This is a genomic window from Haemophilus influenzae, from assembly GCF_019703545.1.
GTDB classification, from domain to species: domain Bacteria; phylum Pseudomonadota; class Gammaproteobacteria; order Enterobacterales; family Pasteurellaceae; genus Haemophilus; species Haemophilus influenzae_E.
Genome location: NZ_AP018771.1, coordinates 683,729 through 708,121 on the forward strand (window position 1 = coordinate 683,729; position 24,393 = coordinate 708,121).

Genomic DNA, 24,393 nt, shown 5'->3' on the forward strand with positions numbered 1-24,393 from the left:
CTCGCCCAAAAAATTATTTTTTATATTGATAAGAACCATCAGACTGACGCACAAAACGCGCACCATTGGATAAACGCATTTCATTTACTCGCCCTTGATTATTCACAGATACCGTTACTTTATCGCCAGATTTAAAGCTACTTAAAACATTGCCCGCCCCTGCCGCTTTGCTCATTGCGTTTACATCGGAAATATTAAGTTGATTATCACGGAAGACTTGCATCAGTGAAACACCTTTCGGCACAGTTAATGTTTTTGCAGAAAGGTGAGAAGCTGTAGATTTACTCACAGGTTTTGCATCAACGATTTGAACTTTCTTTTCTTTTTTTACTTGAACAGGTTTGGCTTCAACAATCGGTGCGTTTCCTGCTGTTTTAGCGACGTTTTGTTCCGTTGCTTTTGATGGAGCCTGTGCTTTCTCCGCCACTTTCACTTCTTTTTTCACAGTATCTTTATGCGCAACTTGTGATTCTACCGCTTTTTTCATCGGCTGAACAGGCACAGTTGCTTTTGGCTGTTCCGCTTGAGCTGGTTGCATAGGCGCAACAGATGCCGCAGCCATTTCATTTGGCATTTGACTTGGAGCTTGAACAACATTTTGTTGCATTGGCGCATTTTCTACTAATGGGTTTTGAGCCGTCGTATTATTCGCCGCTTCCTCTGCTTTTGGTGCAAATTCAGATTGGTTAGCTTGTTCTACAGCCATTTGATTTTGTGCAGGAGGATTATCTAAAATCGTGGTTTCCACTGGCTGGCTTTGATCTAACGATTGGAACTGCACAGGAACTTCATTGCTGTTAGATTGAGTAAAAGACTCAACGGTGTCAGAACTTGGTTTTAATGCGAAGAAAATAATCAATAAAATAACCAACACAAAAATAGCCATAAATAAACGGCGATGTTTTGCTGGCAATACTTGTAATATTTTCCATTTTTCTGGTTGAGCTAAAATAGGTTTTTCAGCCTTTTCGACGGGTTCATCCGCGTTATTTTCAGCACTGATTTCTTCATCAACCGCAGAAATATTTTCTTCTGTGAAAGAAGTTTGAAGAACTGGCTTTTGCGCTTTTTTCAAATTTTCACTCGGAATTAAAGGATCATTTTCTTGCGTTGATGAATCGCCAAAAGTAGGTTCTTTACGTTGCTGAAAGTTAGTTTGCACGTGATTTTTTTTGGCAAATAACCCTTTTGCTTTACCTAAAATTGACGAACTTGGCTGAATTGTTTTCTTTGGTGTAATTGGCTCTTGATTAAGCCCTAAATCCAATTCATTTTGAGATGATTGTTCATTTTTATCCATAGAATTCACTGGATTGCCTCTGATGCTTGTTCTTATTCATATTAATTAGCCACAAAATTGAGAAGCCCAAAAGTGCGGCGAAAAAATTATGCGTATTTTATCGGATCTTATTCTGCGTATAAAGTCTTATTTGGCTCGCCCGCAATTTCTCGTGCAAGTTTAGGAACAAGATAGCCAGAAGTCAGAGATTGCAAGGTTTTATAGATTTGCATAGCTTCAATATCGCTAATCAAAAAATGGCTCGCCCCTTGAACTTTATCCAGCAAATGCAAGTAATAAGGCAAAATGCCTGTTTGAAAAAGTTTATCGCTCAATATTTTTAGAATTTGCGCATCATCATTCACGCCTTTTAGCAAAACAGATTGATTCAAAAGCGTGACATTCACGGCATTTAATTTTTGCATCGCATGAGCAAAAATTTGATCAATTTCATTCGGATGATTAATGTGTGTCACCATAACTGTTTGCAAACGAGTTTCTGCTAATAAAGTGCAAAATTCATCAGTAATCCGTTGCGGAATCACAACAGGCAAACGGGTGTGAATACGCAAACGTTGTAAGTGCGGTATGTTTTCCAAATGTTTTATTAACCACGCTAATTCGTGATCTTTCGCCATTAAAGGATCGCCACCTGAAAAAATCACTTCTTCTATTTCAGAATGTGCCGCAATGTAATCTAACGCCAGTTGCCAGCTTTTTTTATTTCCTGGGTTTTCATCGTAAGGAAAATGTCGGCGAAAGCAATAACGACAATTCACTGCACAACCGCCTTTTGCCATAAAGAGCAAGCGATTTCTATATTTATGAAGAATATTTGGCACCGCATTGGCATTTTTTTCTTCTAAGGGATCCGTACTAAATCCCTCCGCTTGCACAAACTCTAAATCAGAACACATCACTTGCAAGAAAAGGGGATCTTGCGGATTACCTTTTTCTATTTTATCAATGAAAGGTTGTGGCACGCGGAGCGAAAAAAGTTTCCGCGCAGCAATGGATTGCTCAAAATCATCTTCTGGTAAATTTAAGGCTTTTAGTAATAATTTAGGATCTGAAATGGCATTTTTTAGAATTGTGAGCCAATTTTGTTCTTCTCTAATGACGGGTTCTTGGGGTAAAATACGCACTTTTCAAACCATCTCTCATTTTTAGGATATTTCAAATATGGCTACATATACTACCAGTGATTTCAAACCAGGTCTAAAATTTATGCAAGACGGCGAGCCTTGTGTCATCGTTGAAAATGAATTTGTAAAACCAGGCAAAGGTCAGGCATTCACTCGTACTCGTATTCGTAAATTAATTTCAGGCAAAGTATTAGACGTAAACTTTAAATCTGGCACTTCGGTTGAAGCGGCTGATGTTATGGATCTTAACTTAACTTATTCATACAAAGACGATGCATTCTGGTACTTTATGCACCCAGAAACATTTGAACAGTACTCTGCTGATGCAAAAGCCGTAGGCGATGCAGAAAAATGGTTATTAGACCAAGCAGATTGTGTCGTGACTTTATGGAATGGTGCGCCAATTACTGTTACGCCACCAAACTTTGTTGAATTAGAAATCGTCGATACAGACCCAGGTCTTAAAGGCGATACCGCAGGCACTGGCGGTAAACCCGCAACATTAAGCACAGGCGCAGTTGTAAAAGTGCCGCTTTTCGTTCAAATCGGTGAAGTAATCAAAGTCGATACTCGTTCTGGCGAATACGTCTCTCGCGTAAAATAATTGTTTAGATGACAAAAGTGCGGTTAATTTCTGCGGTGTATTATGTTGCAGTAATAAAAGCACTGAAATTCATTCAATAAAAATGCCTTTCCGTTCATAAATAGGAAAGGCATTTTTTATAAGCTGTGGTAAAAATAATCACTTGATAAAAATGAGATTATTTCTACTTGACGGTTTTTATTAGAGAACGTATTATTCACGCTCGTTAAATCACGGAGGAATGGTCGAGTGGTTGAAGGCACCGGTCTTGAAAACCGGCGAGGGTTTACGCCCTCCTAGGGTTCGAATCCCTATTCCTCCGCCATCAATTTTTACGAGCTAACTAATTCGGAAGAATTAGTTTTTTTATTTCTCATCATCTATTTTCTGTGTTTTCACGGTTTTCCACTTCTTCTTTAAACACCAAATATTCTTCTAAAAGATCGATTGCATCTTGGCATTTTTGCTGGCGTTTTTTATAAACTTCTGCAAGTTGAGCATAACGTATTTTTTCATCATTATTTTTTTCAGCTTGTGCTAAATCTTTATGCTGTCGATAAAGATTATTCAATTGTTCTCGTGCTTCGTAATATTTTTCTAGGCGTTCTCTTGGTGGTAATTTATGAATGCTATGTTGAGATTTTTGAATGGTTTGTTTCGTTGTTGTTTGGGATTCAGTTAGATGAGTATTCTTGCGAACTAAAGCTTCCGAAAGAGCGGAACATTGGGCGAGTAAACGCTCAGCTAGAAAATTATAGTGATTAGAATCGTTAGACTCTAATGTCTTTATTCTATCTAGCGTTTGATTGATTTCTTTTAGATAAAAGGAAACATTCTGTCCATTTTCACTGAACAAAGTGCGGTCAAATTTGGCGAAGATTTTTTCTTCTCGTTTGGATAAATGAGCTTGATAAAGTTGTTGAACTTTTTGATCTAAGCGTTGGATAAGTTGTTGAACAGCCATAAAAAAATCCCCCAAGAGGGGGATTATAATCGTTAAAGGTACATTGCTGCAATCCAGCCGAATACCAATAATGGAATATTATAGTGAATAAAGGTAGGTACAACAGAATCCCAAATGTGATCGTGTTTGCCATCCATATTCAAGCCAGATGTTGGGCCTAATGTTGAGTCTGATGCGGGCGAACCTGCATCTCCTAAAGCCGCTGCTACACCTACAATAGAAATTGTCGCTAATGGAGAAAAACCAAAAGATAAACAGAGTGGTACGTAAATTGATGTAATAATCGGTACTGTAGAGAATGATGAGCCAATACCCATTGTAATTAATAAACCAACGACAAGCATTAATAATGCGGCAATACCTTTACTTTGCACAACACCAGAACTTAGGCTTTGTACTAAATCTGTTACGCCAGTGGTGGCATTAATCACATTTGCAAAACCTGAAGCAGCAATCATTACAAAGCCAATCATTGCCATTAAGCGCAAGCCTTGTTGAAAAATATCGTTGCTTTCTTTTAGTTTGAAAATGCCACATAGTACGAAAATAATTAAGCCAATTAAACCGCCAATGATAGTTGAACTTGTGACTAATTGTGTTGCGAAGGTTGCGACAATCGCGATTAAACTTGCAACAATTTGTTTTGGTTTAATATTAGCAATGTGAGCTTCAATATCTTTAGTTGTTGCTTCTTCAACATTGATATTGTATTCACGTGGTTTACGGTAGGTAATAAATATGGCTGTGAGTAAGCCTAAAATCATTCCAATAACAGGTAACAACATTGCTAAAGAAACTTGTGCTACATTTGTTTGTAAACCTAAGGTTGCGCCAGCTTGATTAATGTTTTTAACTAAAATACTTTCAATAAAGATTTTTCCAAAGCCTACTGGTAATAACATATAGGTAGCAGTTAAACCAAATGTAAGTACGCAAGCTACTGCACGGCGGTCAATTTTTAAACGGTTAAAGATTGAAAGTAGCGGTGGTACAACAATTGGAATAAAAGCAATATGCACTGGAAGTAAGTTTTGAGAGGAGATGGCAAACAATGCCAATACCGCAAAAATGAAATATTTAAACCAAGTTAAATTGCCAGCAGTTGGCGTTTTATTCATTTTTATGATGATTTTATAAGCGATTAAATCAGTAATGCCTGATTTAGAAATAGCAATGGCGAACGCTCCAAGTATTGCATAGTTCATTGCGACTTCAGCACCGCCACCTAAGCCGCCTGTAAAGGTTTCGATGGTTTTAGTTAAACCTAAATCACCGATAAATCCTGCGGTAAGCGCAGCAATCACCAGTGCGATAATAACGTTGATGCGTAGCAAACTAAGTGCCAGCAAAACGATGATTGAGATAACAACAGGGTTTGATAACATTGTGTTTTTCCTTGTAAATTAAATGATAAATACTTTACTTTAAAATTTTTATTGAATAAAGAATAACGCTAAATTAATGCCTCCTATATCGTAAATAAAACAAAACCCCTCGAAAGTTGCCTTCCGAGGGGTAAGATTTTTATTATCCTGTCAGCTCGGAAGAAATCTTCCAAGCACACCAAAAACCTGAAAGATTATTCAGTTGAATGGTGATGATGGTGACGACGGATAATGTTCATTTTTTATCTCCAAATAAGAATTGCTTTTAAACTACTGGAAAAATAAAACGATTGCAACCAGTTTTTTATTTTTCTTAAAGTGCGGTCTCTTTTTCAGTTGTTTTTTCCTGTTCTAGTTCAGACGCAATATGTGGGAAACCACCTAAATCTTTTAAATGATTGACCATATAGCAGAATAATTTCGCCGTGCGTTCGGTATCATATAACGCTGAATGGGCTTGTTTCCCATCAAAGGGGATTTTAGCAGCAAGACAGGCTTTAACAAGAACAGTTTGACCAAACATTAAGCCTGCTAAACTTGCCGTGTCAAACATGCCAAAAGGGTGGAAGGGATTACGCTTTACGCCGGTACGTTCAGCAGCAGCCATCACAAAACTTTGGTCAAAAGCAGCGTTGTGTGCCACAATAATGGATCGTTGGCAATCCGCATCTTTTTGTCCTCGACGTACCATTTGAAATAACCCCGTGATTGCATCGAGTTCAGATACTGCACCACGTAATGGATTGTGAATATCAATGCCATTAAATTTCAAGGACTCAGGATTAATATTTGCTCCTTCAAAAGGCTCAATATGAAAATGGCATTTCTGATCTGGGTGTAAATAACCGTTTTCATCCATTTTTAAAGTGATTGCAGCGAGTTCTAAAAGCGCATCTTTTTTTGCATCAAAACCTGCAGTTTCAACATCAATAATGACGGGGAAATAGCCACGAAAGCGATTTTTTAATTGATTGTGATAAGGGATTTCTTGAGAATCGGACATAATCTATCTCTTAAAAATAAAATAACGTAGGAATCCCTACGTTATTAAAAATACAATAAAAATTGACCGCACTTTAGTTGCCTAAACCAGATTTAGTACTTTTGTTTTCGATAAATTCAATTTTATAACCATCTGGATCTTCAACAAAAGCAATGACGGTTGAGCCACCTTTAACTGGCCCTGCTTCGCGAGTAACGTTACCACCGCTTGCACGAACAGCTTCACAAGTCGCATAAATATCATCTACGCCGATAGCGATATGTCCATATGCTGTGCCGTGTTCATATTTATCTACGCCCCAGTTGTATGTTAATTCAATTTCTGCCGCACTTTCGCCATCTTCGTAACCTAAAAAAGCCAGCGTATATTTGTATTCGGGGTTTTCACTGGTGCGTAATAAACGCATACCTAAAACATCTTGATAAAATTTGATTGAACGATCTAAATCGCCCACGCGTAACATAGTGTGTAAAATTCGCATTAATTTGTCCTTTTTTAATTGAGTTAAACGAATTATGGCATAAGTAAAATAAAAAATCAGAATTATCTATTTTGTCCAATCTTGCCATTGAAGATCTGTAATACGCTGAAACTCTTTTATATTATGTGTAATAAGAACAGCATTTAAACTCAATGCGTGGCAAGCAATCCATAGGTCATTATTTCCGATAGGTTGCCCCTGTTTTTTGAGTGTACTTGCCCATTTGCCATAATGTAAACAGATTTGTTCATTGGGATATAGTACATTCACTCGCTCAGTAAGCAATTCTATTGCTCGTATTGATTGCTCATAATTTTGACTACCAAACGCGCCTTTAATAAGTTCAGCATAAGTAATAAAGCTCATAACTAAGCGATCATTAGGCAATAATTGTGATACTCGTTCGGCAACAATTTTGGGACGATTTTTCATTAAATAAATAATGATATTAGTGTCTAACATATAAATCATAAATTTTCTCGCTCCTGAGGCGGTAAATCATCACGCGCTTCAAGTGCTTGAATAAAGGTCTCATCAAATCCTTCAAATAACGCAAGAAAATCATCTGTTTTTTTAGAAACTGGGCGTAATACCACATCTCCATTTTCCTTTCGGAAAATTTCTACGGTATCGACATCAAAACGAAAGTCCATCGGGATCCGAACAGCTTGGCTGTTACCACTTTGAAACACTTTAGCAAGCATATTTACCCTCCTGTATATACTATGTATTTAATAAGTATATACTAATCATTTCAATTGCTGTATGCAAGTAAGAAGATTAAATCGCTGTTGTTTTATTTAACCGCAATCATCGAGCCAAAATTAAAGCATTGGAACCAAAGCTCTACTTGTGAAAATCCTACGTTTTTTAACCGTACTTTGTGTGTCTCGATAGAATCTGTACGCATCACATTTTCAAGTGCAGTGCGTTTCTGGCTCACTTCAAGTTCGCTATAACCATTGGCACGTTTGAATTGGTGGTGCAAGTCAATAAGCAAATTATTAACATTGGTATCTTCAAAACGGAATTTTTCAGATAGCACCAATACACCATTTGGGTTTAAGCCTTTATAGATTTTGGTAAGCAATGCGATACGATCTTCAGGCGGTAAAAATTGCAAGGTAAAGTTGAGAATGACCATTGAGGCATTTTTAATTTCAACGTGGCGAATATCGTCACAGAGAATTTCTACAGGTACTTCACTATGATACGCCGCAATATGTTGGCGACAACGTTCAACCATAGGCTGAGAATTATCGATACCAATAATTTTTACGTTTGGTTGATGAATATTTCGACGTGCAGAAAGTGTGGCGGCACCTCGCGAGCAACCAAGATCATAAACATTACTATCAGCCGTGACGAAACGTTCCGCCAGCATACCGATTGCAGTAATAATGTTGGAATAGCCAGGCACGGAGCGTTGAATCATATCTGGAAAGACTTCAGCAACGTTTTCGTCAAAGATGAAATCCCCCAATTTAGCAATGGGGGTAGAAAATAGAGTATCTTTTACCATAATGTGTTAAAGGCAGAGAGAAAGAGTCGTTATTTTAGAAGAAATTTATAAATTATGATTTAGGAAATAAATGCGACATGGCACTCTCTTCTTGTTTAATACGCACGCCTAGGATAAGCAAATAAATGGGTAATCCAATCAATGCGGTATATTTTGCTTGGCAGAAAAGCGATAAACCAATTAACTCGGGAATAATGTTTAAGAAATAATTCGGGTGACGTACGTATTTAAACAAGAAAGAGCGATTAATTTGATGTTCTGGTAAAACATAAATTTTTACTGTCCAAATCTCTTTTAGCTCATAAATCACATAAAATAGCATTGCAATAGCAAAAATTAAAATCGCCAACCCTATTTGTGAAGTGCTATTAAATGACAGGTTTTGGTTATTAGCCTCAATGATCGCCGCAAAATAAAATACAACATGGGCAATGGACAACAGTGTGGAATTGCGTTTACCATACTGTATTGCACCCTTTGCAATGAGTGCTTTTTCATGACGAATTGAAATAGACAGACTGTAAAAACGGATCGCTAAAATACAGGCAAAAGTAATATTGATAAATAACATGTGGTTATCCTTAACGTAATTTAATCTCAACAAGCCGCATAATATAACAAAAAATCTGATGATATGGCACAAAAAAGCCTTTATTTTGAACATTTATTACTTTTCTTTGCTTTTTTGATTGATTTGTCAGCATAAATAAACTTTTTATCTCTCTTGGTTTTCCGCTATAATTGCGACAGATTTTTTGAGCATAATTAAAAGAGTACAAAGGATTTTGAAATGATGCGTACACATTATTGCGGAGCATTAAACCGTAACAATATCGGACAAGACGTAACATTAAGCGGTTGGGTTCATCGCCGTCGTGATTTAGGTGGCTTGATTTTTATTGATATGCGCGATCGTGATGGTATCGTGCAAGTTTGTTTTGATCCGAAATATCAAGAAGCATTGACAGCGGCTGCGGGGTTACGTAATGAATTTTGTATCCAAATTAAAGGCGAAGTGATTGCGCGTCCTGAAAACCAAATCAATAAAAATATGGCGACAGGCGAAGTGGAAGTGTTAGCGAAAGAATTGCGTGTTTACAATGCTTCTGATGTGTTACCTCTCGACTTTAACCAAAACAATACGGAAGAACAACGTTTAAAATATCGTTATTTAGATTTACGTCGCCCAGAAATGGCTCAACGTTTGAAAACTCGTGCGAAAATCACCAGCTTTGTGCGTCGTTTTATGGATGACAATGGTTTCCTTGATATTGAAACCCCAATGCTTACCAAAGCAACGCCTGAAGGTGCGCGTGACTATTTAGTGCCAAGCCGTGTGCATAAAGGCAAATTCTATGCATTGCCGCAATCACCACAGCTTTTCAAACAGCTTTTAATGATGTCTGGTTTTGACCGCTATTATCAAATCGTAAAATGTTTCCGTGATGAAGATTTGCGAGCAGACCGTCAGCCTGAGTTTACTCAAATCGATGTGGAAACTTCTTTCCTAACTGCGCCAGAAGTCCGCGAAATTATGGAACGTATGGTGCACGGCTTATGGCTTGATACCATCGGTGTGGATTTAGGTAAGTTCCCAGTGATGACTTGGCAAGAAGCAATGTGTCGTTTCGGTTCTGATAAGCCAGATTTGCGTAACCCATTAGAAATGGTAGATGTAGCAGATATTGTCAAAGATGTTGAATTTAAAGTATTTAATGAGCCAGCAAACAATCCAAATGGCCGTGTTGCAGTCATTCGAGTACCAAATGGTGCAGAAATTACTCGTAAACAAATTGATGAATATACACAATTTGTTGGTATTTATGGTGCAAAAGGCTTGGCTTGGGCAAAAGTAAACGATATTAATGTTGGTCTTGAAGGCGTGCAAAGTCCGATTGCGAAATTCTTAAATGAAGAGGTATGGAAAGCGTTAGCAGAACGTGTGAATGCACAAACTGGCGATATTTTATTCTTCGGTGCAGACAAATGGCAAACTACCACTGATGCAATGGGTGCGTTACGTTTGAAATTAGGTCGTGATCTTGGCTTAACTCGTTTAGACGAATGGAAACCGCTTTGGGTCATTGATTTCCCAATGTTTGAACGTGATGAAGAAGGTAATCTTGCAGCAATGCACCATCCATTCACTTCACCAAAAGATTTCAGCCCAGAGCAATTAGAGGCTGATCCAACAAGTGCGGTAGCCAATGCTTACGATATGGTCATCAACGGCTACGAAGTGGGTGGTGGTTCTGTGCGTATTTTTGATCCGAAAATGCAACAAACTGTGTTCCGTATTCTTGGTATTGACGAAGAACAACAACGAGAGAAATTCGGTTTCTTATTAGATGCGTTAAAATTTGGTACTCCACCGCATGCTGGTTTAGCATTTGGTTTAGACCGTTTAACCATGCTTTTAACAGGCACTGAAAATATCCGTGATGTGATTGCTTTTCCTAAAACTACGGCAGCAGCGTGCTTAATGACAGAAGCCCCGAGTTTTGCAAATCCGCAAGCGTTGGAAGAGTTGGCAATTTCTGTCGTTAAAGCAGAATAAGTTTGAAATATTAGGAATGAAGTGCGGTCAGATTTGACCGCATTTTTAATGATGCAATACAAAAATAATCAATCTGTTCTCGTTGTAATTTACACTAAAGATACAAACAGAGTTTTAATGCTCCAACGCCAAGATGATCCTGATTTTTGGCAGTCTGTTACTGGCACCATTGAAAGTGGTGAAACACCAAAAAAAACAGCAATTCGTGAGCTATGGGAAGAAGTGCGGTTAGAAATTTCGGAAAATTCCACCGCACTTTTTGATTGCAATGAGAGCATAGAATTTGAAATTTTTCCACATTTCCGCTATAAATACGCACCGAATATTACTCATTGCAAAGAACATTGGTTTTTGTGTGAGGTGGAAAAAGAATTTATTCCAGTATTGAGTGAGCATTTGGCATATCAATGGGTTTCCCCTGAACAAGCAATCCAAATGACAAAATCTTCCAATAACGCGGAAGCAATTAGAAAATATATTCTTAAAGATAAATAGAAGGAAATAAAATGGCAGGTCATAGTAAGTGGGCTAATATTAAACACCGCAAAGCAGCACAAGATGCACAACGCGGTAAAATTTTTACTAAATTAATTCGTGAACTTGTTACCGCAGCTAAAATTGGTGGTGGCGATGTGAGTGCTAACCCGCGTTTACGTGCTGCAGTAGATAAAGCACTTAGCAACAATATGACGCGCGATACTATCAACCGTGCTATTGATCGTGGCGTAGGTGGTGGCGATGACACCAATATGGAAACCAAAATCTATGAAGGTTATGGCCCAGGTGGTACAGCGGTTATGGTTGAATGTTTAAGTGATAATGCAAACCGCACCATTTCACAGGTTCGCCCAAGTTTTACCAAATGTGGTGGTAACTTAGGAACAGAAGGCTCTGTTGGTTATTTATTTAGCAAAAAAGGTTTAATCTTAATCGCAGAAGCGGACGAAGATGCCTTAACTGAAGCGGCTATCGAAGCGGGTGCTGATGATATTCAACCACAAGATGATGGTTCATTTGAAATCTATACTGCTTGGGAAGATTTGGGTTCAGTGCGTGATGGCATTGAAGCAGCTGGCTTTAAAGTTCAAGAAGCTGAAGTAACGATGATTCCATCAACAACCGTTGATCTTGATATCGAAACCGCACCAAAATTACTTCGTTTAATTGATATGTTGGAAGATTGTGATGACGTACAAAACGTATATCACAACGGAGAAATCTGTGACGAAGTGGCATCTCAACTTTAATAATGCAATAAATGGGTAATTTAATTACCCATTTTTTATAGAAATTATGAGCATTATTTTAGGTATTGACCCTGGATCTCGCGTAACGGGTTACGGTGTGATTCGCCAAACAGGGAGACATTTAGAATATCTCGGTAGTGGCGCAATTCGTACTCAAGTTGAAGATTTACCCACCCGTTTGAAACGCATTTATGCTGGGGTAACTGAAATCATCACGCAATTTCAACCTAGTATGTTTGCGATTGAGCAAGTGTTTATGGCGAAAAATGCGGATTCAGCCTTGAAACTTGGGCAGGCTCGCGGCACGGCGATTGTTGCAGCGGTAAATCATGATTTACCTGTTTTTGAATATGCCGCACGTTTAGTAAAACAAACGGTTGTGGGCATTGGTTCTGCTGATAAAGTACAAGTGCAAGAAATGGTGACTCGTATTTTGAAGTTGTCAGATAAACCTCAAGCCGATGCAGCGGATGCGTTGGCTATTGCGATTACACACGCTCATTCTATTCAACATTCTTTACATATTGCCAATTCTGTGAAAATGACAGAAACGCAAGAAAAAATGACCGCACTTTTAAAGACCAGATATAGCCGAGGACGCTTTAGATTAAAAATTTAACTGGATGTTCGTCCAGTTTTATTTTATTCTATGCGCTAAGTTTTTTATCATTCGGAAGAGTTATGATCGGTCGCTTACAAGGCATTCTTTTAGAAAAACAACCTCCAGAAATTTTACTCAATGTGCAAGGCGTAGGCTATGAATTGCTTTTGCCTATGACGAGTTTCTATGATTTACCAGAAATTGGACAAGAAACTACTTTATTCACCCATCTTGTTGTTCGGGAAGATGCTCACTTACTCTTTGGATTTGCCCAGAAAACAGACCGCACTTTATTTCGTGAATTAATTAAAACAAATGGGGTGGGGCCTAAATTAGCCTTAGCGATTTTATCCGCCATGTCGGTCGAACAATTTGCCTATGCAATAGAGAGAGAAGAACTTTCTAAACTCACTAAAATTCCAGGTGTTGGCAAAAAAACAGCTGAACGTTTGTTAGTTGAACTCAAAGGTAAATTTAAAGGCGTAAAACAAAGCGATTTCTTTGTAGAAAGTACGCATATTCCATTATCCCCATCTATTGAATCCCACTCGGAAAGTTCATCTGATGAAGCAATTTCAGCCTTGATTGCTTTAGGTTATAAACCTGCAGAAGCAGAAAAAATGGTAAAACGCGTTGCTAAACCTGAATTAACCAGTGAACAAGTTATTCGTGAAGCATTAAAAGCCGCATTGTAGGAAAAATATGATTGAAGCAGATAGAATTATTAGCGGGCAAGCTAAGGTTGATGAAGATGTTATCGACCGTGCTATTCGTCCTAAACTATTAGCAGATTATGTTGGGCAGCCGCAAGTACGCGAGCAGATGGATATTTTCATCAAGGCAGCCAAACTACGTCAAGATGCCTTAGATCATTTATTGATTTTTGGCCCTCCAGGTTTGGGAAAAACAACGCTTGCTAATATTGTGGCAAATGAAATGGGCGTGAATATTCGTACGACATCAGGGCCTGTATTAGAAAAAGCGGGAGATTTAGCCGCAATGCTAACCAATCTTGAACCGCATGATGTATTATTTATTGATGAAATCCATCGACTTTCCCCTGCGATTGAAGAAGTCCTTTATCCAGCAATGGAAGACTATCAGTTGGATATTATGATTGGCGAAGGACCCGCTGCTCGTTCCATTAAATTAGATTTGCCCCCTTTTACTTTGGTTGGCGCGACCACTAGAGCGGGTTCTTTGACTTCTCCATTGCGTGATCGTTTTGGTATTGTGCAACGTTTGGAATTCTATTCTGTAGAAGATTTAACATCTATCGTTGCAAGAAGTGCGGACTGTTTAAATCTTGAATTAGAACAACAAGCCGCTTTCGAGGTGGCTCGTCGTTCACGAGGCACGCCTCGAATTGCAAACCGTTTATTACGACGTGTGCGTGATTATGCAGATGTACGTAATGGCGGTATTATTTCTATAAATGTGGCAAAACAAGCACTTTCAATGCTAGATGTAGACGATGCTGGATTTGATTATTTAGATAGAAAGTTGTTGTCTGCAGTTATTGAGCGTTTTGACGGTGGGCCTGTGGGGCTAGATAATCTTGCCGCTGCGATCGGCGAAGAACGTGATACCATTGAAGATGTGTTAGAGCCTTATTTGATTCAACAGGGGTTTCTACAAAGAACGCCGCGTGGTCGTATTGCAACATCACAAACTTATCGCCATTTTGGTTTGCAGAAATTATCAGACTAGATAAATTTAACCACTAAAAAAGCCTTATTGTACTCAATAAGGCTTTTTTAATTACTCACTATAACTTTTCAAATTACTTAATTTTGCTAAACCCACTTCACAACTTTTTAACTGAGTCGCTAATTCCATTTGAAGAATTTGTTGTTTGCTTTGGTTTAGTTTACTTTTGATTTTATTTACTTGAATGTGGGTTCCAGGTTGTTTTTCTGCTTGGGCAATCAAATTCTCTGTTTCTTTAAATAGTTGTTCGCATTGTTTAGGCATTGAATTAGATTCGGCTAAAACAGAAGTTGAAAATAAGCATAAAAGTGCGGTAAAAAAAAGCGTGATTTTTTTCATTTTAGAATCCAAAATTACTTTTCGATAGAATAAATGTCGAAATTTTTCGAAAGATAGCAAAATATGCTTGAGCTGTCTAATTTTTTATTCAAAATTTGTGATGCGTGTCAAATTAATTAATCAATAAGAAATCCACAATCAATCTTTAAAACTATAAAAATTTACCCCGAAATTATCCTCTAGGATGAAATCTTTCATGCAATCGTTTCAATCTTTCTTTTGCCACGTGAGTATAAATCTGTGTTGTAGATAAATCTGTATGACCCAACAACATTTGCACCACGCGTAAATCCGCACCGTGATTCACTAAATGGGTGGCAAAAGCATGGCGGAGAACGTGAGGGGAAAGTGCATCCGCATCAATATCTGCGAGAATGGCATAATGTTTTACACGATGCCAGAAAGTTTGACGAGTCATTTGCTGTGTGCGCTGACTTGGAAACACAACATCAGAACTCTGCCCATTTAAGAGAACAGGGCGACCATACAGCATAAATTGACGAACCCAATAAGCAGCTTCTTCCCCCATTGGCACAATACGCTCTTTGTTCCCTTTACCAATCACTCGCACCACGCCTTGTTGCACACTCATGTTTTCAATCGTAAGCGAAACTAACTCCGTGACACGAAGCCCCGTTGCATAAAGCAACTCTAACATTGCTTTATCACGCAACTCCAAAGGCACTTCCACATCTGGCGTATTGAGCAAATCAGACACTTGTTGCTCGGTTAAATATTTTGGCAAGCGACTGGGTAATTTAGGCGAACTTAGCACCGCACTTGGATCATCTACTCGGTATTTTTCCCGATATAAATATTGGAAAAGTTTACGCATTGCACTTAACATTCGCGCGGTGCTTGTGGCTTTGTAACCTTTCTCTAAACGCTCTCCTAGAAAACCTTGCAAATCTACAGCATCTAAAGTTTCCAAAGATAAGTCGTTTTTATCCAACCAATCACAAAGTGCGGTTAAATCCAAACGATAAGATTGAACGGTATTTTCTGAAAGCCCTTTTTCAATCCAATATTCGTTAAGAAACAAATCAATAAGTGCAAGATTTTTCATATTACTTTTTTAAAAGGAAAGCGATGCGTCCTATTTATGCTGAACAATCAAAAAGGCATTTAACTTGCGTGGAATCACAAAAAATGCTGCAGCTGCTATGATACTCATAAATACAAATGTCATCGCTGGCGACGTTGGATAAATCATGCCAGCAATCGCGGTGAAAATAGCAATGAGCACACCATTGGATAAACCATTATACAAACCTTGTAACTTCGCAATATGGCTTTGCGGTTGCGTGGTGATATAGCGAACAATCGCATAATGGCAAACGGCATAGGTTAAACTGTGTATAAGTTGCAATAAGAATATCAACCAGAAATCGTCAATATATCCTATTACAGCCCAGCGTCCGATGCACGCAAGCGCAGAAATATAAAGTAGTACGCTGATAGAAATATTTTGAAATAAACGACGAGAGAAGAAAAATAATACAATTTCCGCTAATACGCCAATGCCCCAAAGTAAGCTAGTTTGAGAAACGGAGATCCCAATACTTGTCCAATAAATCGTGCTATAAACATAATAAGCCGCATGAGAGCCTTGAATCAGCCCTACTGCAACCATGACTCGTAATGTCATCGGATTTTTCAGTAAAGCAATAAAACCAACATCATTTTGAACGCCATCTTCAGGTATTTCATCTTTTGGGGGAATGGTCGGTTTTAAAAGCTGAATGATGGTATAGAAGGATAAAAGTGCGGTTAAAATCCACACGATATTTTGCTCGCCAACCCAGCCAATCATGCCACCAAATACTACTACACCAAGAATAAAAGCAGCAGAGCCAATTAAACGTACTTTGCCGTAATCCAAGCCGATTTGGCGTTGCCAAGTGGATGCCAACGAATCCCCAATCGGCATTCCTGCTGAATTCACAGAAGCATACAAACCGATAGCAATAAACAACAGCCAAAAATTATGCGCAACTAAACTCATAGCCGCCATAATAATTGCCGATGCTAACGCCAATAGGCGTAAGGAACTAATAATATGATTGGCTTTTTTAATCAGCGATGAAAAAAATAATCCGCCCGCAAATCGGAAAATATAAGCACTCCCGATAACCAAACCAATCATTTCCTCCCCATATTGTTGTGATTTTAACCATGCGGGAAAGAAAGGCAAAAATACGCCATAAGCGCAGTAGTAACCTAGAAAGCTCAGTGCGAGCCAATAAAAAGGACGAACTTGCATTAGAATAAAGTTTCCATTTCTTGTGAACGAGACAAACAAGCCTGCATAGCTTGCTCTATTGTTTGATTAAAATGTTGTGCGTCAAATACTGCTAACGCTGCCGCAGTAGTGCCACCTTTCGAGGTAACATTTTCACGCAAAGTTGAAAGTGCAATTTGCGGATTTTCTATCACCATTTTGGCTGCACCAAGCATAGATTGCTGCACTAATTCACGGGCAGTTTTCTCATCTATATTCATTTTGATTAAGGCTTTCTGCATCGCTTCCAGCATTAAAAAGAAATAGGCTGGGCTACTTCCTGACGCGGCAGTGACTGCGTGCATTTGAGTTTCATCATTCACCCAAACCGTTCTTCCCACAGCTCCCAATAAATCTTGTGCAAAAGTGCGGTGATTTTCACTCGTATTTTTCGGTGCAAATAACCCCGCCATACCTTCCCCCACTAATGCGGGCGTATTTGGCATGACGCATACTATTGATTTTACGCTTGGAATTAATGCGTTCAAGCGTTCAGTTGAAATACCGGCGGCAATGGAAATTAACAATTTGTCGGAAAAATCCACCGCACTTAGTGGCGAACAAACTTCAGCCATCATTTGAGGTTTTACCGCAAGCAACACAACCTCAGCTTTGATTGCACTTTCCACATTATTTTCTGAAGTTGCCACGCCAAGATTAGCAAAAAATGCTCTTTTTTCCTCATTCGGATCATTCACAATAATTTGCTCGGCAGGATAACCTTGTTTCAATAATCCAAGAATAATAGCTTGTGCCATATTGCCGCCACCAATAAAGGCAATCAATTTGTGTTGCATCGTTTTTCCTACTTTTATGGGCTATAATACCGCACATTCTACCCTATATTGAAGGAAGTGTTACGATGTGGTTCAAAAATTTAATGACTTATAGACTGACTAAACCCCTAGATTGGGATCTTGCACAGCTACAAACTCAACTAGAAGATTGTCAATTCCATCCTTGTGGTGCTCAAGATCAAAGTAAATTTGGCTGGTCAGCCCCATTACGAGGTGCTGATTTACTCTATTTTTCTGTTGGAAAACAAATTCTATTAATCGCCAAAAAAGAAGAAAAAATCTTGCCGGCAAATGTAGTCAAACGTGAATTAGATGACCGCATTGAAAGCCTCGAACAAAAAGAAAACCGTAAACTTAAAAAGGTAGAAAAACAGACATTAAAAGATGATGTCGTGATGAATTTATTACCTCGTGCATTTAGTAAAAATCAGCATACGGCACTGTGGATTGATACGGAAAATAATCTTGTTCATATTGATGCTGCATCAAGTAAACGCGCGGAAGATGCGCTCGCATTACTGCGGAAATCCTTAGGTTCGCTCCCTGTCGTACCTTTAGCCTTTGCTAATGAACCCAGCACGATTTTAACCAATTGGATCCTTCAAGATACTTTACCGCATTGGTTACTTGCATTGGAAGAAGCCGAGCTTCGTGGCAGTCAGGAAGACAGCGTTATTCGTTGTAAAAAACAACCCTTAGAAAATGAAGAAATTCTCGCTCTTCTGCAAGATGGCAAAAAAGTAGTAAGTAAATTAGCCTTAGAATGGGAGGATACCTTAACTTTCGTTTTTAACGAAGATTGCACAATCAAACGTTTAAAATTTGCAGATACTGTACGGGAAAAAAATGATGATATTCTGAAAGAAGATTTTGCACAGCGTTTCGATGCAGATTTTGTACTGATGACTGGTATTTTAGCCAAACTCACCGAAAATTTATTAGATGAATTTGGTGGCGAAAAAGCGAGATTATAAAATCGCGCTTTAATCATTCTAAAATGAAGTTTATTTTTACAATGTGAATCTAATATTCAGCGTATTCAAACCAGCTCTCTAAAATTAAACAAGCTGACACTCCATCGATTTTGCCTTTTTTTAATGCTTTAAAACCACCACGTTCAAAAATCTCACTACGAGCTTGCGTGGTGGTTAATCGTTCATCTTGTAAATGAACATTAACGCCAAAACGACCTTGTAAACGATTTGCAAATTTACGAGCACGTAGAGTGAGATCTTGTTCTGTTCCGTCCATATTTAAAGGAAGACCAACAATGACAACATCTGGTTTCCATTCTTTCAAACATTTTTCGATCGCTTCCCAATTTGGGATGCCATCTTGCGCCTTAAAAGCGGGTAAGGCCTGTGCTGTACCAGTAATACTTTGTCCTATGGCACAACCGATACTTTTAGTGCCAAAATCAAAAGCCAGAGCGGTAATTCCCATTAACTATGCCCTACTTGCGCTAACGCAAAATTATAAGGATGAATACCAAGTAACTGATTGGCTGCAGCATAACGATCTTCATAGGGCATATCAAATAAAATTTGATCATTAGATGACACCACCAACCACGCATTATCTCTGATTTCTTTTTCTAACTGACCAGCCCCCCAGCTTGAACATCCTAGCGCAACAAGATATTTTTCAGGTGCAAAAGTTGAACCTAGCGTTTCCACCACATCAGCGGAGGTTGTCATTGAAAGTTCCTCTGTGACTTTGTAAGTATGTTGAAAAGCATTAAGCGTATTCTTATGTAAAATAAACCCTCTTTCTGTATGCACAGGGCCACCCGCAACCACCATTTCATTACCAAAAGTGCGGTCATTTTTCATCATAAAATTGAGTTTTGAATAAAGTTCCGCAATGCTTAAATCTGTCGGCTGATTAATTACCAAACCCATTGAACCCTGTTCATTATGCTCACACATAAACACCACCGTGCGATTAAAATAATCGTCTAAATGTGGCATTGCGATCAAAAATTTTCCTTGTAATTCCATCATTCGCCTAAATCCCCAAAACAAATTTGCAATGCACTTATCGCTGCAAGTGATGCAGTTTCAGTGCGTAAAACACGTTTTCCTAATAAAATTTCAGTAAATCCTTGCTGTTCAGTTTGGGCAATTTCTTGTGCTGATAATCCACCTTCCGAGCCAATTAATAAGCGAACACCCTCAGCAGGAATAGTCGGTAAGGTTTTAATAGAATAGTGCGCGCGTGGATGTAAATTCAATTTCAATGCGCCATCATTTTCTGCACACCAATCTTGCAATTTCATCAGTGGACGAATCTCTGGCACAATATTACGACCGCATTGCTCACAAGCTGCAATCGCAATTTTTTGCCATTGTTGGATTTTTTTATCCATCCGCTCTGCGTCAAGTTTTACGCCACAGCGTTCTGACCATAATGGCGTAATCACATTTACCCCTAATTCTACGGATTTTTGAATAGTAAATTCCATTCGTTCTCCACGAGAAATCACTTGTCCTAAATGGATTTTTAAATGGGATTCTTTATCCGCAAGCTCACGCCCTAAAATCTCTACTTTTACGGACTTTTTATTTGACTCAATAATTTTTGCTGGATAAATATGATTAGAACCATCAAAGAGTTCAAGCTGTTCGCCTTCTGTCATTCTTAACACTCGAGCAACGTGATTTGTCGCGTCTTCTGAAAGATGACATTGAGTTTGATTTTCAAGGGATATTGGATGATAAATTCTTGGTATGCGCATAATGTTTATTTATATGAATGAAAAAGTGCGGTCATTTTAACTGGTGTTTTTATAAGATATTCATCTTACGACGAATAAACGCCATCATACTGTGCAAGAGTAAAAACAATAAAGATAAAGCATACAAAGGCATATTTCCTAACACAGAATAAGGGGTTTTGCCTTCCGCAGGTGCAATTTTATAAGTCAAAGTTGTTTCAATAAATTGCGGGGCTTGTGCTAATACCTTACCTTGCGCATCAACAAAAACTGAAATCCCCGTATTTGTTGCACGAATAAGCGGTTTGCCTAATTCTAAAGCGCGCATTCTTGCCATCTGTAAATGTTGCCAAGGCCCAATAGAATCGCCAAACCACGCATCATTAGATAAGGTGAGCAAATAATCCGTATCTTGTTTCAAATTTTGTCGCACTTGCTCGCCGAAAATAATTTCATAACAAATTGCTGGCGAAAAAGCACGTTTTTTTGCGATTAAAGAGGGTTGAACTGCCTCCCCACTTTGAAATGCTGACATTGGTAAATTAAACACTGAATTAAGCGGTCGCAAAATACTTTCTAGCGGAACATATTCCCCGAAAGGCACGAGATGATGTTTATTATAACGATTTGGCGTATCTGGTTGATAAGGAAAATCTGGGTTTCCAGCAGTCATAATTGAATTTAATAACTTACCAGATTTTGTATCTTGGAATACCGTTCCAATCATAATCTCCGTTTTAGTTTCTTTAGCAGCATGCTCTAATTTTTCAAAAAATGGTGTAATTGCATTTTCAAGGGTTGGCAAGGCTGATTCAGGCAAAATAATTAAATCGGTTTTACCAAGATTTTCTGCGATTAATTTTTGATAAATTGCCAAAGTAGAATAGAAATAATTAGGATCCCATTTAAGATTTTGTTCAATATTGCCTTGCGCAAGCGTGACTGAAATCGCCTTATCTTCAACAGATTTTACAAAGTGAATTTGCGATGAATAAGCACTTAATCCCCCTACGATAATCAATAACAAAGCATTCGCTAAAACTAATTTAAGATTTTTCGTTTTAAACAAAGAGGAAACGAGATTAAAAATGACCGCACTTGCCCAAAGGGTAAAGAATGTCAATCCTGTTACCCCAAAAATCGGGGCGAGACCATAAAATGGGCTGTCAATTTGTGTATAACCAAACTGAAGCCAAGGAAAACCAGTAAAAATCCAACCCCGTAAAAATTCTGTCAATGTCCAAATCACGGCAAAAATTACCGCACTTTGCACTTTGAAACGCTGAACTAAATAGGTAAAGAGCATTGGATATAGCACAAGATAAGCCGCAAGCAAACCGACAAGGAAATAACTTACCCCTAAAGACGCACCTCCAAACTGATGGATGCTAACATTAAGCCAACTTACTCCAAAGCAGAAAAATCCCATCGCCCACAAGAAAGTGGATAAAAGTGCGGTGGATTTTTTAGGATTTTTAGCGACATAAAGTAAACCGAGTAAAGACACATAGGCTAAAGGCCAATAATCAAATGGCGAAAAGGCAAAAACACCGACTAAACCCGATATAAAAGCAATAAAATAAGTTAAATATTTATTCATAAATTTAATTGATAATAAAATCCTATTCAGATTTTTCATCTACATTATTCATTTCTACCAAATGTTCATCTGGCACTGTGACTCGAAGTTGAATTAATCGACGACTATCTGCAGAAGTCACTTTAAATTGAAGATTTTTCAAAATAATTTCTTCCCCACGTTTTGGTAAATAACCAAAAGTCTGCATAATCAGACCGCCAATGGTATCTACTTCTTCATCATCAAAATCCGTATTAAATTGCCCATTGAAATCATCAATATCGGTGAGCGCACGCACTGCATAAGTATGACGAGAAAGCTGACGAATATCCGCAATCTCTTCTTCATCAAATTCATCTTCAATATCGCCAACAATTTGTTCCAAAATATCTTCAATAGTAACAAGCCCCGACACTGCACCAAATTCATCCACCACAATGGCCATATGGAAACGCTCTGAGCGGAAATCTTTTAACATACGATCCACTCTTTTGCTTTCTGGCACAATCACGACGGGGCGCAATAATGAAGATAAATCAAACGCTTCGGCATCTTCACGTAAAAATTTTAATAAATCTTTTGCGTGCAAAATGCCCACGATATTATCGCGGTCATCGGCATCGGCAATCACAGGAAAACGAGAATGTGCGGATTCAATAATTGTGTTTAAACAAGTATTTAAATCTTGTTGATCTTCAATAAAAATAATTTGTGAACGAGGAATCATAATATCGCGAACACGAAGTTCCGCAATTTCCATCACGCCTTCAATCATTTCACGCGTATTTTGATCAATTAAATCGTTTTGTTCTGAATCGCGAATCACTTCCACAAGTTCTTCACGATTTTTTAATTCGCCTTGAAAAAAGCGACCGAATAAAGATTGGAAAAAAGGTTTTTTCGTATTTTCAGATTGGTTTGAATTTTGCTGTTCGTCGTTCATATTGATTTGTGTTTGATGTCTTATTGACGGCGAAAAAGTATCACATTTTAGAAAAAATCGCAAAAAGCGAAAAGAGGAAAATCAATAAAAATAATCGCACATTGGGTTTGAACCTAAAGTGCGGTTAAAAATATACAATTTTACGGAAGGGGAAAATTCTAGACAACAAAATATTCTTATTTTGTTTATATGTACCTATGTTGTGGATAACATTGTGAATAATGGATTTCTGATTGTGAATTGATCTCGTAAAAACAGGCAAAGATCCTTATCACATCAAACTTAAAAATAAATAGGGTTATTTCCAACCAAAAGATCTTAAACAAAAATAAACCGCACTTTTCACATTCAAAAATGGAAGAAAGTGCGGTAAAAAAATACAATTTCTAAAACAGTTTTATTCACAAAAGATCTTTTTATCATCTCTTTGAGTTATTCAATATTTCTGTGGATAAAATTGTGGTTGAGAAAATCTATAATGTTGTATAACTCAAATTAACTTTTTTAATAAAATTTCAGATTTAAATTTATTCCTTTTAATTCAACTAGTTAGAGTTAAAAGAGTGAACGTATTTATAATACACAGAATACATCAAAATTTGATGTTTAATTTTTATACAGGTTATTTCACACTGGATAAATAACGTTCCCAATCAAAATATTGACCAGGATCGATCTTACGTCCTGGCGAAATATCGCAATGTCCAACAATTCGATTTTTCGTAATCTTCGGGTAACTTTTCATTATTACGTTAGTAAGCTCTTGCAATGAAAAATATTGAGCGTCGGTAAAAGGCTGTTCATTACTCCCCTCCAGCTCAATTCCAATGGCAAAATCATTACATTTTTCTCGTCCTTGAAAATTAGATACGCCTGCGTGCCAAGCACGATCATTAAAATTGACATATTGCGTAATTCGCCCATTTCGTTCGATCAAACAATGTGCTGAAACACGCATTTGATAAATTTCTGCAAAATAAGGATGAATCTTAGGATCTAATTTTCCTTGAAAAAAATCATCCACATATCCGCCGCCAAATTGTTCTGGCGGCAGACTAATATAATGAATAACCAATAAGGAAATATCCTGTGGATTTGGGCGTTTATCGAAGTGAGGTGACTGAATTTGCCGACAATCCAATATACCTTGTTCAATATCTTTTAGTTTTTGCATACTTTTTTCCTTTTTTTGCGATCAGGCTCGCAGAAAAAGTGCGGTCAATTTTACAAACAAATTTTTCCTTTTCACAATGTCGTTGCT

At 38.0% G+C, this 24,393-nt stretch carries 28 protein-coding genes, 1 tRNA gene and 1 other annotated feature; of the genes, 9 read left to right on the forward strand and 20 right to left on the reverse strand.

Features of this window, described 5'->3' with window-relative positions; genetic code table 11:
• Window positions 1-13: 13 nt before the first annotated feature.
• Together oapA and epmB are read right to left on the reverse strand one after the other, a co-directional pair.
• Window positions 14-1,309 carry an opacity-associated protein OapA gene (gene oapA, locus K6J66_RS03415; RefSeq protein WP_080281349.1) on the reverse strand — a complete coding sequence of 432 codons (1,296 nt, stop codon included), beginning with the start codon at window positions 1,307-1,309 and terminating at the stop codon, window positions 14-16.
• Between the two features lie 98 nt (window positions 1,310-1,407).
• Complete coding sequence (gene epmB, locus K6J66_RS03420; protein ID WP_005691796.1) at window positions 1,408-2,424, reverse strand: EF-P beta-lysylation protein EpmB; 1,017 nt, start codon at window positions 2,422-2,424, stop codon at window positions 1,408-1,410.
• A gap of 37 nt (window positions 2,425-2,461) precedes the next feature.
• On the opposite strand from epmB, the gene efp reads away from it, so the two are divergent.
• Entirely contained in the window at window positions 2,462-3,028 is a 567-nt protein-coding gene (gene efp, locus K6J66_RS03425) for an elongation factor P (protein WP_005662944.1), read from the forward strand.
• Window positions 3,029-3,242: 214 nt separating this feature from the next.
• Window positions 3,243-3,332 (forward strand) — tRNA-Ser (locus K6J66_RS03430).
• Window positions 3,333-3,383: 51 nt separating this feature from the next.
• On the opposite strand, the gene priC is transcribed toward K6J66_RS03430, so the two are convergent.
• The 8 genes from priC to K6J66_RS03470 all read right to left on the reverse strand — a co-directional run bounded on the left by priC (window position 3,384) and on the right by K6J66_RS03470 (window position 8,933).
• Complete coding sequence (gene priC, locus K6J66_RS03435; RefSeq protein ID WP_038439260.1) at window positions 3,384-3,971, reverse strand: primosomal replication protein PriC; 588 nt, start codon at window positions 3,969-3,971, stop codon at window positions 3,384-3,386.
• Window positions 3,972-4,003: 32 nt separating this feature from the next.
• Window positions 4,004-5,356, reverse strand: coding sequence for a Na+/H+ antiporter family protein (locus tag K6J66_RS03440; protein WP_038439259.1), 1,353 nt, complete (start codon window positions 5,354-5,356; stop codon window positions 4,004-4,006).
• A 97-nt stretch (window positions 5,357-5,453) separates the two neighbouring features.
• Window positions 5,454-5,575: a sequence feature (His leader region), on the reverse strand.
• A 94-nt stretch (window positions 5,576-5,669) separates the two neighbouring features.
• Window positions 5,670-6,359, reverse strand: coding sequence for a ribonuclease T (rnt, locus tag K6J66_RS03445; protein WP_005659978.1), 690 nt, complete (start codon window positions 6,357-6,359; stop codon window positions 5,670-5,672).
• Between the two features lie 73 nt (window positions 6,360-6,432).
• Window positions 6,433-6,840: a lactoylglutathione lyase gene (gene gloA, locus K6J66_RS03450; RefSeq protein WP_005628548.1), complete on the reverse strand. Its 408-nt coding sequence runs from the start codon at window positions 6,838-6,840 to the stop codon at window positions 6,433-6,435.
• A gap of 66 nt (window positions 6,841-6,906) precedes the next feature.
• Window positions 6,907-7,311 carry a type II toxin-antitoxin system VapC family toxin gene (locus K6J66_RS03455; RefSeq protein WP_038439256.1) on the reverse strand — a complete coding sequence of 135 codons (405 nt, stop codon included), beginning with the start codon at window positions 7,309-7,311 and terminating at the stop codon, window positions 6,907-6,909.
• Window positions 7,308-7,544: an antitoxin gene (locus K6J66_RS03460; RefSeq protein WP_005656316.1), complete on the reverse strand. Its 237-nt coding sequence runs from the start codon at window positions 7,542-7,544 to the stop codon at window positions 7,308-7,310. Before K6J66_RS03460 ends, K6J66_RS03455 begins: the two co-directional genes overlap by 4 nt.
• Window positions 7,545-7,636: 92 nt before the next feature.
• On the reverse strand, window positions 7,637-8,362 hold the full coding sequence (gene cmoA, locus K6J66_RS03465) for a carboxy-S-adenosyl-L-methionine synthase CmoA (RefSeq protein ID WP_038439255.1): 726 nt from the start codon (window positions 8,360-8,362) through the stop codon (window positions 7,637-7,639).
• Between the two features lie 52 nt (window positions 8,363-8,414).
• A complete protein-coding gene (locus K6J66_RS03470) occupies window positions 8,415-8,933 on the reverse strand; it encodes an isoprenylcysteine carboxyl methyltransferase family protein (RefSeq protein ID WP_038439252.1) in 519 nt (172 codons plus the stop codon).
• A 219-nt stretch (window positions 8,934-9,152) separates the two neighbouring features.
• Here K6J66_RS03470 and aspS point away from each other — a divergent pair, with 219 nt between their 5' ends.
• The 6 genes from aspS (at window position 9,153) to ruvB (ending at window position 14,477) form a co-directional block, all read left to right on the forward strand.
• A complete protein-coding gene (gene aspS / locus K6J66_RS03475; protein ID WP_038439250.1) occupies window positions 9,153-10,919 on the forward strand; it encodes an aspartate--tRNA ligase in 1,767 nt (588 codons plus the stop codon).
• A 21-nt stretch (window positions 10,920-10,940) separates the two neighbouring features.
• Window positions 10,941-11,414: a dihydroneopterin triphosphate diphosphatase gene (gene nudB, locus K6J66_RS03480; RefSeq protein ID WP_038439249.1), complete on the forward strand. Its 474-nt coding sequence runs from the start codon at window positions 10,941-10,943 to the stop codon at window positions 11,412-11,414.
• Window positions 11,415-11,425: 11 nt separating this feature from the next.
• A complete protein-coding gene (locus K6J66_RS03485; protein ID WP_005649034.1) occupies window positions 11,426-12,166 on the forward strand; it encodes a YebC/PmpR family DNA-binding transcriptional regulator in 741 nt (246 codons plus the stop codon).
• Between the two features lie 46 nt (window positions 12,167-12,212).
• Entirely contained in the window at window positions 12,213-12,785 is a 573-nt protein-coding gene (gene ruvC / locus K6J66_RS03490; RefSeq protein WP_005666663.1) for a crossover junction endodeoxyribonuclease RuvC, read from the forward strand.
• Window positions 12,786-12,847: 62 nt separating this feature from the next.
• On the forward strand, window positions 12,848-13,462 hold the full coding sequence (gene ruvA / locus K6J66_RS03495) for a Holliday junction branch migration protein RuvA (RefSeq protein ID WP_005659994.1): 615 nt from the start codon (window positions 12,848-12,850) through the stop codon (window positions 13,460-13,462).
• A gap of 7 nt (window positions 13,463-13,469) precedes the next feature.
• Window positions 13,470-14,477: a Holliday junction branch migration DNA helicase RuvB gene (gene ruvB / locus K6J66_RS03500; protein WP_005649027.1), complete on the forward strand. Its 1,008-nt coding sequence runs from the start codon at window positions 13,470-13,472 to the stop codon at window positions 14,475-14,477.
• Window positions 14,478-14,528: 51 nt separating this feature from the next.
• On the opposite strand, the gene K6J66_RS03505 is transcribed toward ruvB, so the two are convergent.
• The 4 genes from K6J66_RS03505 to proC all read right to left on the reverse strand — a co-directional run bounded on the left by K6J66_RS03505 (window position 14,529) and on the right by proC (window position 17,894).
• Window positions 14,529-14,816, reverse strand: a complete 288-nt coding sequence (locus tag K6J66_RS03505; protein WP_005659998.1) for a DUF5339 domain-containing protein — start codon at window positions 14,814-14,816, stop codon at window positions 14,529-14,531.
• 172 nt (window positions 14,817-14,988) lie between these two features.
• Complete coding sequence (gene xerD / locus K6J66_RS03510) at window positions 14,989-15,882, reverse strand: site-specific tyrosine recombinase XerD (protein WP_005649023.1); 894 nt, start codon at window positions 15,880-15,882, stop codon at window positions 14,989-14,991.
• A 30-nt stretch (window positions 15,883-15,912) separates the two neighbouring features.
• Window positions 15,913-17,079, reverse strand: a complete 1,167-nt coding sequence (locus K6J66_RS03515; protein WP_038439245.1) for a 3-phenylpropionate MFS transporter — start codon at window positions 17,077-17,079, stop codon at window positions 15,913-15,915.
• Window positions 17,079-17,894, reverse strand: coding sequence for a pyrroline-5-carboxylate reductase (proC, locus tag K6J66_RS03520; RefSeq protein ID WP_038439239.1), 816 nt, complete (start codon window positions 17,892-17,894; stop codon window positions 17,079-17,081). Before proC ends, K6J66_RS03515 begins: the two co-directional genes overlap by 1 nt.
• 65 nt (window positions 17,895-17,959) lie before the next feature.
• Between proC and rdgC the strand changes: the two genes are divergently transcribed.
• Window positions 17,960-18,868, forward strand: coding sequence for a recombination-associated protein RdgC (gene rdgC / locus K6J66_RS03525; protein ID WP_038439238.1), 909 nt, complete (start codon window positions 17,960-17,962; stop codon window positions 18,866-18,868).
• Between the two features lie 49 nt (window positions 18,869-18,917).
• On the opposite strand, the gene ruvX is transcribed toward rdgC, so the two are convergent.
• The 6 genes from ruvX to ampD form a co-directional block, all read right to left on the reverse strand.
• On the reverse strand, window positions 18,918-19,337 hold the full coding sequence (gene ruvX / locus K6J66_RS03530; protein WP_005648994.1) for a Holliday junction resolvase RuvX: 420 nt from the start codon (window positions 19,335-19,337) through the stop codon (window positions 18,918-18,920).
• Window positions 19,337-19,897, reverse strand: coding sequence for a YqgE/AlgH family protein (locus K6J66_RS03535; RefSeq protein WP_005656292.1), 561 nt, complete (start codon window positions 19,895-19,897; stop codon window positions 19,337-19,339). The genes ruvX and K6J66_RS03535 overlap by 1 nt, the downstream gene beginning before the upstream one ends.
• The gene (rsmE, locus tag K6J66_RS03540; protein WP_038439236.1) at window positions 19,894-20,631 is read right to left on the reverse strand and encodes a 16S rRNA (uracil(1498)-N(3))-methyltransferase; all 738 of its coding nucleotides are present in this window, start codon (window positions 20,629-20,631) and stop codon (window positions 19,894-19,896) included. The genes K6J66_RS03535 and rsmE overlap by 4 nt, the downstream gene beginning before the upstream one ends.
• Window positions 20,632-20,680: 49 nt before the next feature.
• The gene (gene lnt, locus K6J66_RS03545) at window positions 20,681-22,210 is read right to left on the reverse strand and encodes an apolipoprotein N-acyltransferase (protein WP_080281417.1); all 1,530 of its coding nucleotides are present in this window, start codon (window positions 22,208-22,210) and stop codon (window positions 20,681-20,683) included.
• 22 nt (window positions 22,211-22,232) lie between these two features.
• Window positions 22,233-23,132, reverse strand: coding sequence for a CNNM family magnesium/cobalt transport protein CorC (corC, locus tag K6J66_RS03550; protein WP_038439233.1), 900 nt, complete (start codon window positions 23,130-23,132; stop codon window positions 22,233-22,235).
• Between the two features lie 622 nt (window positions 23,133-23,754).
• Window positions 23,755-24,306: a 1,6-anhydro-N-acetylmuramyl-L-alanine amidase AmpD gene (ampD, locus tag K6J66_RS03555; protein WP_038439232.1), complete on the reverse strand. Its 552-nt coding sequence runs from the start codon at window positions 24,304-24,306 to the stop codon at window positions 23,755-23,757.
• Between the last annotated feature and the right edge of the window lie 87 nt (window positions 24,307-24,393).

Coding starts and splice junctions, on each gene's coding strand:
- ruvC (WP_005666663.1), top strand. CDS start 12,213: ATGAGCATTATTTTAGGTATTGACCCTGGATCTCGCGTAACGGGTTAC.
- ruvA (WP_005659994.1), top strand. CDS start 12,848: ATGATCGGTCGCTTACAAGGCATTCTTTTAGAAAAACAACCTCCAGAA.
- ruvX (WP_005648994.1), bottom strand. CDS start 19,337: ATGGGAATTACCGCTCTGGCTTTTGATTTTGGCACTAAAAGTATCGGT.
- rnt (WP_005659978.1), bottom strand. CDS start 6,359: ATGTCCGATTCTCAAGAAATCCCTTATCACAATCAATTAAAAAATCGC.
- gloA (WP_005628548.1), bottom strand. CDS start 6,840: ATGCGAATTTTACACACTATGTTACGCGTGGGCGATTTAGATCGTTCA.
- rdgC (WP_038439238.1), top strand. CDS start 17,960: ATGTGGTTCAAAAATTTAATGACTTATAGACTGACTAAACCCCTAGAT.
- ampD (WP_038439232.1), bottom strand. CDS start 24,306: ATGCAAAAACTAAAAGATATTGAACAAGGTATATTGGATTGTCGGCAA.
- lnt (WP_080281417.1), bottom strand. CDS start 22,210: ATGAATAAATATTTAACTTATTTTATTGCTTTTATATCGGGTTTAGTC.
- corC (WP_038439233.1), bottom strand. CDS start 23,132: ATGAACGACGAACAGCAAAATTCAAACCAATCTGAAAATACGAAAAAA.
- rsmE (WP_038439236.1), bottom strand. CDS start 20,631: ATGCGCATACCAAGAATTTATCATCCAATATCCCTTGAAAATCAAACT.
- K6J66_RS03440 (WP_038439259.1), bottom strand. CDS start 5,356: ATGTTATCAAACCCTGTTGTTATCTCAATCATCGTTTTGCTGGCACTT.
- proC (WP_038439239.1), bottom strand. CDS start 17,894: ATGCAACACAAATTGATTGCCTTTATTGGTGGCGGCAATATGGCACAA.
- K6J66_RS03460 (WP_005656316.1), bottom strand. CDS start 7,544: ATGCTTGCTAAAGTGTTTCAAAGTGGTAACAGCCAAGCTGTTCGGATC.
- K6J66_RS03515 (WP_038439245.1), bottom strand. CDS start 17,079: ATGCAAGTTCGTCCTTTTTATTGGCTCGCACTGAGCTTTCTAGGTTAC.
- priC (WP_038439260.1), bottom strand. CDS start 3,971: ATGGCTGTTCAACAACTTATCCAACGCTTAGATCAAAAAGTTCAACAA.
- K6J66_RS03535 (WP_005656292.1), bottom strand. CDS start 19,897: ATGATGGAATTACAAGGAAAATTTTTGATCGCAATGCCACATTTAGAC.
- K6J66_RS03470 (WP_038439252.1), bottom strand. CDS start 8,933: ATGTTATTTATCAATATTACTTTTGCCTGTATTTTAGCGATCCGTTTT.
- cmoA (WP_038439255.1), bottom strand. CDS start 8,362: ATGGTAAAAGATACTCTATTTTCTACCCCCATTGCTAAATTGGGGGAT.
- xerD (WP_005649023.1), bottom strand. CDS start 15,882: ATGAAAAATCTTGCACTTATTGATTTGTTTCTTAACGAATATTGGATT.
- efp (WP_005662944.1), top strand. CDS start 2,462: ATGGCTACATATACTACCAGTGATTTCAAACCAGGTCTAAAATTTATG.
- ruvB (WP_005649027.1), top strand. CDS start 13,470: ATGATTGAAGCAGATAGAATTATTAGCGGGCAAGCTAAGGTTGATGAA.
- K6J66_RS03485 (WP_005649034.1), top strand. CDS start 11,426: ATGGCAGGTCATAGTAAGTGGGCTAATATTAAACACCGCAAAGCAGCA.
- K6J66_RS03455 (WP_038439256.1), bottom strand. CDS start 7,311: ATGATTTATATGTTAGACACTAATATCATTATTTATTTAATGAAAAAT.
- K6J66_RS03505 (WP_005659998.1), bottom strand. CDS start 14,816: ATGAAAAAAATCACGCTTTTTTTTACCGCACTTTTATGCTTATTTTCA.
- aspS (WP_038439250.1), top strand. CDS start 9,153: ATGATGCGTACACATTATTGCGGAGCATTAAACCGTAACAATATCGGA.